Annotated in this window: 11 protein-coding genes, 2 tRNA genes, 1 rRNA gene and 1 pseudogene; 13 read left to right on the top strand and 2 right to left on the bottom strand. The window is 37.9% G+C overall.

The window, feature by feature from the left end; all coding sequences use genetic code 11:
• The first annotated feature begins 115 nt into the window (after positions 1 to 115).
• The 4 genes from rrf to HSISS3_RS10070 all read left to right on the top strand — a co-directional run bounded on the left by rrf (position 116) and on the right by HSISS3_RS10070 (position 1,198).
• Positions 116 to 231: ribosomal RNA gene (gene rrf, locus HSISS3_RS10085) — 5S ribosomal RNA — on the top strand.
• Between the two features lie 5 nt (positions 232 to 236).
• Positions 237 to 310 (top strand) — tRNA-Asn (locus HSISS3_RS10080).
• Between the two features lie 114 nt (positions 311 to 424).
• Positions 425 to 760 carry a conjugal transfer protein TraF gene (gene traF / locus HSISS3_RS10075; protein ID WP_008535651.1) on the top strand — a complete coding sequence of 112 codons (336 nt, stop codon included), beginning with the start codon at positions 425 to 427 and terminating at the stop codon, positions 758 to 760.
• A 24-nt stretch (positions 761 to 784) separates the two neighbouring features.
• Positions 785 to 1,198 carry an acyl-CoA thioesterase gene (locus HSISS3_RS10070; RefSeq protein WP_021146522.1) on the top strand — a complete coding sequence of 138 codons (414 nt, stop codon included), beginning with the start codon at positions 785 to 787 and terminating at the stop codon, positions 1,196 to 1,198.
• A gap of 103 nt (positions 1,199 to 1,301) precedes the next feature.
• Here the strand turns inward: HSISS3_RS10070 and HSISS3_RS10065 are convergent, their stop codons facing one another.
• On the bottom strand, positions 1,302 to 2,084 hold the full coding sequence (locus tag HSISS3_RS10065; protein ID WP_008535650.1) for a protein-ADP-ribose hydrolase: 783 nt from the start codon (positions 2,082 to 2,084) through the stop codon (positions 1,302 to 1,304).
• A gap of 195 nt (positions 2,085 to 2,279) precedes the next feature.
• Between HSISS3_RS10065 and trxA the strand changes: the two genes are divergently transcribed.
• The 5 genes from trxA (at position 2,280) to rsmA (ending at position 5,488) form a co-directional block, all read left to right on the top strand.
• On the top strand, positions 2,280 to 2,594 hold the full coding sequence (trxA, locus tag HSISS3_RS10060; protein ID WP_002889340.1) for a thioredoxin: 315 nt from the start codon (positions 2,280 to 2,282) through the stop codon (positions 2,592 to 2,594).
• A gap of 63 nt (positions 2,595 to 2,657) precedes the next feature.
• Positions 2,658 to 3,089 (top strand): CoA-binding protein, encoded by a 432-nt coding sequence (locus HSISS3_RS10055; protein WP_021146520.1) that lies wholly within the window; start codon positions 2,658 to 2,660, stop codon positions 3,087 to 3,089.
• A 52-nt stretch (positions 3,090 to 3,141) separates the two neighbouring features.
• Positions 3,142 to 3,918, top strand: coding sequence for a TatD family hydrolase (locus HSISS3_RS10050; protein WP_021146519.1), 777 nt, complete (start codon positions 3,142 to 3,144; stop codon positions 3,916 to 3,918).
• Complete coding sequence (gene rnmV / locus HSISS3_RS10045) at positions 3,911 to 4,471, top strand: ribonuclease M5 (protein WP_021146518.1); 561 nt, start codon at positions 3,911 to 3,913, stop codon at positions 4,469 to 4,471. Before HSISS3_RS10050 ends, rnmV begins: the two co-directional genes overlap by 8 nt.
• Positions 4,472 to 4,615: 144 nt before the next feature.
• Complete coding sequence (gene rsmA / locus HSISS3_RS10040) at positions 4,616 to 5,488, top strand: 16S rRNA (adenine(1518)-N(6)/adenine(1519)-N(6))-dimethyltransferase RsmA (RefSeq protein WP_021146517.1); 873 nt, start codon at positions 4,616 to 4,618, stop codon at positions 5,486 to 5,488.
• A gap of 50 nt (positions 5,489 to 5,538) precedes the next feature.
• Here rsmA and HSISS3_RS10035 read toward each other — a convergent pair.
• A tRNA-Leu gene (locus tag HSISS3_RS10035) sits at positions 5,539 to 5,621 on the bottom strand.
• Positions 5,622 to 5,757: 136 nt separating this feature from the next.
• Between HSISS3_RS10035 and rsgA the strand changes: the two genes are divergently transcribed.
• From rsgA to HSISS3_RS10015, 4 genes and pseudogenes are all read left to right on the top strand, one after another.
• Positions 5,758 to 6,630, top strand: a complete 873-nt coding sequence (gene rsgA / locus HSISS3_RS10030; protein WP_021152599.1) for a ribosome small subunit-dependent GTPase A — start codon at positions 5,758 to 5,760, stop codon at positions 6,628 to 6,630.
• A gap of 7 nt (positions 6,631 to 6,637) precedes the next feature.
• On the top strand, positions 6,638 to 7,297 hold the full coding sequence (rpe, locus tag HSISS3_RS10025; protein ID WP_002889333.1) for a ribulose-phosphate 3-epimerase: 660 nt from the start codon (positions 6,638 to 6,640) through the stop codon (positions 7,295 to 7,297).
• Positions 7,290 to 7,922: a thiamine diphosphokinase gene (locus HSISS3_RS10020; RefSeq protein WP_021146515.1), complete on the top strand. Its 633-nt coding sequence runs from the start codon at positions 7,290 to 7,292 to the stop codon at positions 7,920 to 7,922. Before rpe ends, HSISS3_RS10020 begins: the two co-directional genes overlap by 8 nt.
• Before the next feature lies 1 nt (position 7,923).
• Positions 7,924 to 8,281 (top strand): annotated as a pseudogene (locus tag HSISS3_RS10015) (DNA recombination protein RmuC); the annotation flags it as partial.

Here is an 8,281-nt window from a genome sequence, read left to right as displayed (position 1 = left end):
ACTAAATACTAATAGCTCGAGGACTTATCCAAAGCAAGTAACTGAGAGACATTGATAGCGTGAAGGTTTCTTGAGACGGTATAGATATTCAATTTTGAGTTGAGAATACTCAGAGTTAAGTGACGATAGCCTAGGAGATACACCTGTTCCCATGCCGAACACAGCAGTTAAGCCCTAGAACGCCTGAAGTAGTTGGGGGTTGCCCCCTGTTAGATATGGTAGTCGCTTAGCATTTATCCGCCATAGCTCAGTTGGTAGTAGCGCATGACTGTTAATCATGATGTCGTAGGTTCGAGTCCTACTGGCGGAGTATAGTACTTGTGGTCAGACTTTGTCTGACCTTTTTTGTTTTCAATTTATTTACTTGTTTATTAGGTCGAATTCAGCTATCATAGGACTATACTTTTATTTGTGAGGTGTCATTATGTCTATTTTTGCTTCGGATTTTACTCCAGCTTCAGTGTCTTTAGTTAAAGAGAAAATTGCTTCTGGAGAAAAGTTCATTTTATTTATTGGTAGACCTTCTTGTCCTTATTGTCAACGTTTTGAACCTAAATTATCGAATGTTGCTCATAGTTCTAATTTTAATATTTTCTACGTTAATAGTGAAAATGAGGAAGAACTTGAGGAAATTCAAGGGTTACGTAATCGATATGGTATTGCAACTGTTCCGGCACTTTTTGTATCAGAAAATGGTTCTGTCAAGGTCGTTTGTGATTCTTCACTTTCTGAAGAAGATATTTTGGATTTTATTTCCTAATTTTTAATGTATTGGGAGGTTCTTATGTTTATTTATAAACACGAGGTCCAGTATTATGAAACGGATAGAATGGGTATTACTCATCATTCTAATTATGTTCGATGGATGGAGGAGGCTAGAACATTATTTCTTAGGGAAATTGGTTGGCCTTATGAAAGAATAGAAGAGGAAGGAATAATTTCTCCGGTTACTTCTCTGTCTTGTGAATATAAAGCTACTTCGACTTTTGCGGATGAGATCTCTATAGAGATTACTGTTAAAGGAGTTAAATCTGCAAGACTTTCTTTTGAATATCGTATGCTAAATCAAGATGGGACTATTGTTTGTACTGCTGTTTCTGAACATAGCTTTATGTCTAAAGAAGGTAAGTTTGTTAATCTAAAACGAGATTATCCAATATTCTTTGATTTGTTAAAAGAACAGTCTGAGTTAAAATAAAAAAGTGAAGTAAGACAATTGTTTTAAATGATTGTCTTGCCTCACTGGCTGTTTTAAGTTTACCTGTTTAATACTTAAGGTTAGAATTTTTATTCTAACCTTTTTATTTTGTAAGGAGTTCTTGATAAATACTTAAATTATCATCATCAAATACATTAAAAATAACTTTTTTAACGGTTGTAGAGTCTTTTATAAAGTCTTTAACAGTCTGAATTGCAATTGTCGCAGCCTTTTGTTTTGGGAAATTAAAGTCTCCTGTTGAGATGCATGGAATTGCGATGGACTCAATGTTATTTTTTTCAGCTAGTGCCAATACAGATAGATAGCATTTAGCTAAAAGATCTTCATCAATTTGTGTTGGTTGGTTTTCTATCTTTGGGCCTACTGTGTGTATAACGAATGCAGAAGGAAGATTGTAAGCTGGCGTAATTTTAGCCATTCCTACTGGTTCCTCATATCCTTGCTCTAAAATGAGTTCGTAACAAGATTGGCGAAGCTGTACTCCTGCATAAGTGTGGATAGCATTATCAACACAATCATGAAGTGGCTTCATGCAACCCAGTAAGGTCTTATTTGCAGCATTTACGATAGCATCTACTTCGAGTTTTGTGATATCACCTTTCCAGATGTAAATTTGGTCATCTTGAGGAATTGGACGGAGTGTGTTGAGTTGTACAATTCCACGTTCTCCTTTTCTAACTTGTAGGTAAAGGTCTTGGATGGTCAAGAATTGTGTTGACGCTGCCATTGGTTTACGTGTATTAAAGAGTGCTCTTAGAAGTCTTTGCTTTTTCTCGAGCTCTTCTGGAACAATCAAATCATGTAATTCTAGATTTTCTTTTTTGAGTTCACCTATGAGATAGGTAATCATTGCATCTTTATCCATATGTACTCTTTTCTATTTTTTATAGTGTTTTTATTATTATACATCCAAGCTATGTTGTGGGCAAGCGATGTCTATGATAGGCAATGACTAATATTTGATATGAATTTTTTATGTCTGTATCAAATTCTTGCAATGCTCTGTAGAATCATATAGAATAGGTCTACAAATGTTTACTATATCTAGGAGGATAATGAAATGACGCAAGTAGTAACAGATGCTACCTTTGAAAAAGAGACAGCTGAGGGTCTGGTTTTGATTGATTTCTGGGCAACTTGGTGTGGGCCTTGTTTGATGCAGGCCCCTATTCTTGAACAGCTTTCTGAAGAGGTTTCAGAGGACGAACTCAAGATTGTCAAAATTGATGTTGATGAGAATCCAGAAACAGCTCAAAAGTTTGGAATTATGTCTATTCCAACTTTGCTCTTCAAAAAAGATGGTGAAGTTGTTAAGCAGGTTGCAGGTGTACATACGAAAGATCAAATTAAGGCCATCGTTGCTGAGCTTGGTTAAGTAATCGACGAAATCCCGTTCAGGGATTTTTATTTTAGTTAATTGAAATAGGAGGAGATTCTTATGACTTACACATTTCAAAATCCTAGTGAAGAGGTTATCGATTCTTATTTGAAATCGGCCAAAACGATTGCCATTGTTGGTTTGTCTCATAGAAAAGAAACAGCAGCCTACCAAGTTGCGCATTTTTTAAAAACTGCCGGCTATCGTATTGTACCGGTTAATCCGAAGCTTGAGGGGCAAGAAATTCTTGGAGAGCATGTCTATGGTCAACTAAAGGATATTCCGTTTTCGGTCGATATTGTTGATGTTTTTCGACGTAGTGAGTTTTTGCCAGATGTTGCCTCTGATTTCCTTGAAGCGGATGCCAAAGTTTTTTGGAGTCAGATTGGTATTGAAAATGAAGAAGCTGAAATCATGCTACGTCAGGCAGGACACCAGGATATTGTAATGAATCGCTGTACAAAGATAGAATATATGCGACTCTTTGTTTAATAAATGAAAGGATGAGTGAGCTAAGCTCGCTCCTTTTTGTTATAATAGACCTATGATTAAAATTTTTGATACGCATACCCATCTTAATGTGGATAATTTTGCAGGAAAAGAACAAGAAGAAATAGATTTTGCAGCGGAACTTGGTGTTACTAAAATGAATATTGTTGGTTTTGATAAACCGACAATTGATAAGTCTTTAGAACTTTCAGAGCAATATGATCAACTCTATAGTACGATTGGATGGCATCCTACAGAAGCGGGGTCCTATTCTCAGGAAATTGAGGATATGATTGTATCACAATTGGATAATCCGAAAGTAGTGGCACTTGGTGAAATTGGATTGGACTACTATTGGATGGAAGATCCTAAAGAGGTTCAGATTGAGGTCTTTAAGCGTCAAATAGGCTTATCAAAGAAATATAATTTACCTTTTGTTGTCCATACACGAGATGCACTTGAAGATACTTACGATGTCATTAAAGAAGTTGGAGTTGGTCCCCGTGGTGGTATTATGCACTCGTACTCAGGATCCTTAGAAATGGCTCAAAAATTTGTTGATCTTGGAATGATGATTTCCTTTTCAGGTGTTGTTACCTTTAAAAAAGCATTGGATGTCCAAGAAGCTGCTCAGAAATTGCCTTTAGATAGGATTCTGGTTGAAACGGATGCACCTTATTTGGCACCTGTTCCGAAACGTGGTCGTGAGAATCGTACCGGCTATACACGTTACGTAGTAGACAAGATTGCTGAGCTTCGTGGATTAACAAGTGAAGAAGTTGCAAGAGCTACTTATGACAATGCAATGAGGATTTTTGGGCTTAATGACTAAAATAAAAATTCAAGAAGTCATCGTTGTAGAGGGTAAGGATGATACGGCAAACTTGAGACGTTTTTATGAGGTGGACACCTATGAAACTAGAGGTTCTGCTATTAATGAAGATGACTTAGAGCGTATTGATAAGCTTAATGACTTACGTGGTGTTATTGTTTTTACTGATCCGGATTATAATGGAGAACGTATCCGTAAAATCATTATGGGAGCTGTCCCAACGGCCAAGCATGCTTTTTTAAATCGTGGTGAAGCTGTTCCCAAATCCAAGACAAAGGGGCGTTCTCTAGGGGTTGAGCATGCTAGTTTCGAGGATCTTCAAAAAGCTTTGGCAGGAGTCCTAGGTAGTTATGATGATGATAATCAGTTTGATATTAGGAAATCAGATCTTATGCGTTTAGGACTAGTAATGGGAGCAGACAGTCGAAAACGTCGAGAATATTTGGGAGAAACGCTTCGTATTGGTTATTGCAATGGAAAGCAGCTTTTAAAACGTTTGGAATTATTTGGAATTACATTAGAGGAGCTTGAAGAGGCTATGGCCCGTTACTAGAATATATCGGTGTTCTGATTAGGCAGGTGACTGCTGAGGTTGAATTTGAAATAGTTATTCCAGTTAATGAACTGTAAAAGTATCAACCTTATTTTTTGGCTCGAGTAAGCAGAATCGTAATATAACAATAAGAAGAGAGAAGAAATGAGAATTGCAGATTATAGCGTGACCAAGGCTGTTCTTGAGCGTCACGGCTTTACCTTTAAGAAGTCTTTTGGACAGAACTTTTTAACAGATACAAATATTTTACAAAAGATAGTAGATACGGCAGAGATTGATAAAAATGTCAATGTTATCGAAATTGGACCTGGTATCGGAGCATTAACTGAGTTTTTGGCTGAAAATGCTGCAGAGGTTATGGCTTTTGAAATCGATGAGCGTTTGGTTCCAATTTTGGAAGATACACTACGTGACCATGATAATATTAAAGTGATTAACGAAGATGTTCTCAAGGCAGATTTACAGACACGTGTCAAAGAATTTAAAAATCCAAACCTACCAATTAAGGTCGTAGCCAACCTACCATACTATATTACGACACCAATTTTAATGCATTTGATTGAGAGTAAGATTCCTTTTGCAGAATTTGTTGTTATGATGCAAAAAGAGGTTGCTGACCGTATTTCTGCAGAGCCCAATACCAAGGCCTATGGTTCGTTATCAATCGCTGTTCAGTATTATATGACTGCTAAGGTGGCATTTGTTGTCCCACGTACAGTTTTTGTACCAGCACCTAATGTTGACTCGGCTATTTTGAAGATGACGCGTCGTGAGCAACCTCTGGTTGAAGTTAAAGACGAAGATTTCTTTTTCCGTGTATCGAAGATTAGCTTTGTGCATCGTCGTAAGACACTTTGGAATAATTTGACAAGTCATTTTGGTAAATCTGAAGAAGTCAAAACTAAACTTGAGCAGGCTTTGGGAAATGCAAATATAAAGCCTTCTATTCGTGGAGAGGCTCTATCTATACCTGATTTTGCCCGTTTATCTGATGCTTTGAGCGAAGCAGGTTTATAGCTTAAAAATCCCACTGAACATAAATGTCAGCGGAATTTTCTGTACAATGATGCGGAGAAAGGGATTTGAACCCTCACGCTCGTAAGAGCACGTGCGCCTGAAGCATGCGTGTCTGCCATTCCACCACCTCCGCAGATGTTATGCTTATTATACTGCAAATTAGTAAAAATGCAAGGAGCCCAAAGGAATTGAGCTCCTTACTTGTTTTGGGTCAGATATGCTTGCAGTTTTGTGGTATAATAAGGCTATTAAACGAATGAGGAGTTCACTTGCAAGGAAGAATTATCAAAGCGCTGGCAGGTTTCTATTATGTAGAGCATGATGGTGTTGTATACCAGACGCGTGCACGAGGAAATTTTAGAAAAAAAGGGCAGACGCCTTACGTTGGAGATTTTGTTGAATTTTCAGCGGAGGAAAATTCAGAAGGCTATATTCTTAAAATTGGGCAACGCATTAATAGTTTAGTGCGTCCACCTATTGTCAATATTGATCAGGCTGTGGTTATTATGTCTGCTAAGGAACCAGATTTTAATAGTAATCTTTTGGACCGTTTTTTGGTCTTATTAGAACACAAACATATAAAACCTGTAATCTATATTTCTAAAATGGATTTGATTGAAGATGATTCGGAAATGAAGGAGATTCAAAAAAAGTACCAAAAAATTGGTTTTGATTTCGTTTTCACTTTGGAAGAACTCTTACCTCTCTTGGCCCATAAAGTTACCGTATTTATGGGGCAGACAGGTGTGGGTAAATCAACTTTATTGAACCGTATTGCTCCTGAGTTGAAGCTAGAAACGGGTGAAATTTCCGACAGTCTGGGGCGTGGACGTCACACAACAAGAGCTGTGAGTCTTTATGATGTGCATGGTGGGAAAATTGCAGATACACCTGGATTTTCTTCCTTAGATTATGAAGTGGATAATGCAGAAGATTTGAGTGAATCTTTTCCAGAAATTCGTCAAGCCAGTCATGGTTGTAAGTTTCGATCTTGTACCCATACGCACGAGCCTTCTTGCGCTGTTAAAGATGAGGTGGAGAATGGACGAATCTGGCAAGTGCGTTATGATAATTACCTTCAATTTTTGAGTGAAATTGAAAACCGTCGCGAAACATATAAAAAAACTATCAAAAGAAAGTAGGTCTCTCATGTCATATAAAATTGCTCCTTCTATCCTAGCTGCTGATTACGCTAATTTTGCTTCAGAATTGGCTCGTGTTGATGCATCGGGTGCAGAATATGTTCACATTGATATTATGGACGGTCAGTTTGTTCCTAATATTAGTTGGGGAGCAGATGTGGTTGCTAGTATGCGTAAACACAGCAAGTTAGTTTTTGATTGTCACCTTATGGTTGTTGATCCTGAGCGTTATGTGGATGCCTATGCACAAGCTGGTGCAGATATCATGACGATTCATGTTGAAGCGACTAAACATATTCATGGTGCTCTTCAGAAGATAAAGGCTGCTGGTATGAAAGCAGGTGCTGTGATTAATCCAGGAACCCCAGTTGAGGCACTTATTCCTGTGCTTGATTTAGTGGATCAAGTGCTCATCATGACTGTAAATCCAGGCTTTGGCGGTCAAGCTTTCATTCCAGAAATGATGTCTAAAGTGGAACGTGTTGTCGAACTTCGCCAAAAAGGTGGCTATTCATTTGATATTGAGGTTGATGGTGGTGTAGATAATAAGACGATTGCTGCATGTGCCAAGGCAGGAGCTAACGTATTTGTAGCAGGTTCTTATCTCTTTAAGAATCCTGATTTAACTGCTCAAGTTCAAACACTTCGTGATGCTATCGATGCCTAAAGTAGCTTTGTTTGTCGGTGGTGAGCTAGATTGGTTCACTACCGATTTTGATTATTTTGTTGGAGTGGACCGTGCTTGTTTGTACTTATTGGAGTGGGGGTTACCTCTTGACTTGGCTGTAGGGGATTTTGATTCTGTCTCCGAGTCAGAATTAAACGTCATTCAATCGATAGCTAAATCTTGTAAGAAGGCTCCCGCTGAGAAGGATGACACGGACACTGAGTTAGCTTTAAAATTGATTTTTCAAGCTTTCCCTGAAGCTGAAGTAACTATTTTTGGTGCATTTGGTGGTAGATTGGACCATATGTTGTCAAATGTATTTCTGGCTAGTGATCCTGAACTAGCTCCCTTTATGAGTCGTATCTGTTTGAGAGATAAGCAAAATAAGGTTACTTATTGTCCAGAAGGAAAACATGATATTTTTCCTGAACCAGGGATGACTTACGTTTCTTTCTTACAAGAAGGAACTGGGGAATTGACGATTTTGGGCGCAAAGTACGAATTAACTGATAGGAATTATTTTCAAAAGAAAAACTATTCTAGTAATGAATTCCTTGATGGCCCCATTCATGTTGTAGTTCCAAATGGATACGTGATTGTCATTCAGACTAAAGATAGGAGTTAGTATGATTTACCTGCTTACACTTTTGACCTTGTTAAGTTTAGGAATTCTTGTTGTTCTTTTATTGAAAAATGCGGAGTTAAAGGGTCAGATTAATAAGAGTCTGGAGGGAAATGCAGATAATCTTTCAGATCAACTGTCTTTTCAGTTAGAAAGCTTTGCCAAGGCAAACCAACTTGAAACAACAAGGCAATTGAATCAATTGCAGAAAGAACTCTATCGACAATTAACGGATATCAGAGAAGTTTTACACCAAAACTTGTCTGATAATCGAGATCGCTCTGACCAGCGCCTAGAGCAAATAAACCAGAGCTTGACGAAGGCCGTTAAAGAAATGCAGGATTCCAATGAGAAACGTTTGG

Source organism: Streptococcus sp. HSISS3, assembly GCF_000448605.1.
In the GTDB taxonomy this organism is placed as follows: Bacteria; Bacillota; Bacilli; order Lactobacillales; family Streptococcaceae; genus Streptococcus; species Streptococcus raffinosi.
The sequence above is the reverse complement of the archived record's forward strand: the minus strand, read 5'-3'. Positions and strand labels throughout refer to the sequence as shown.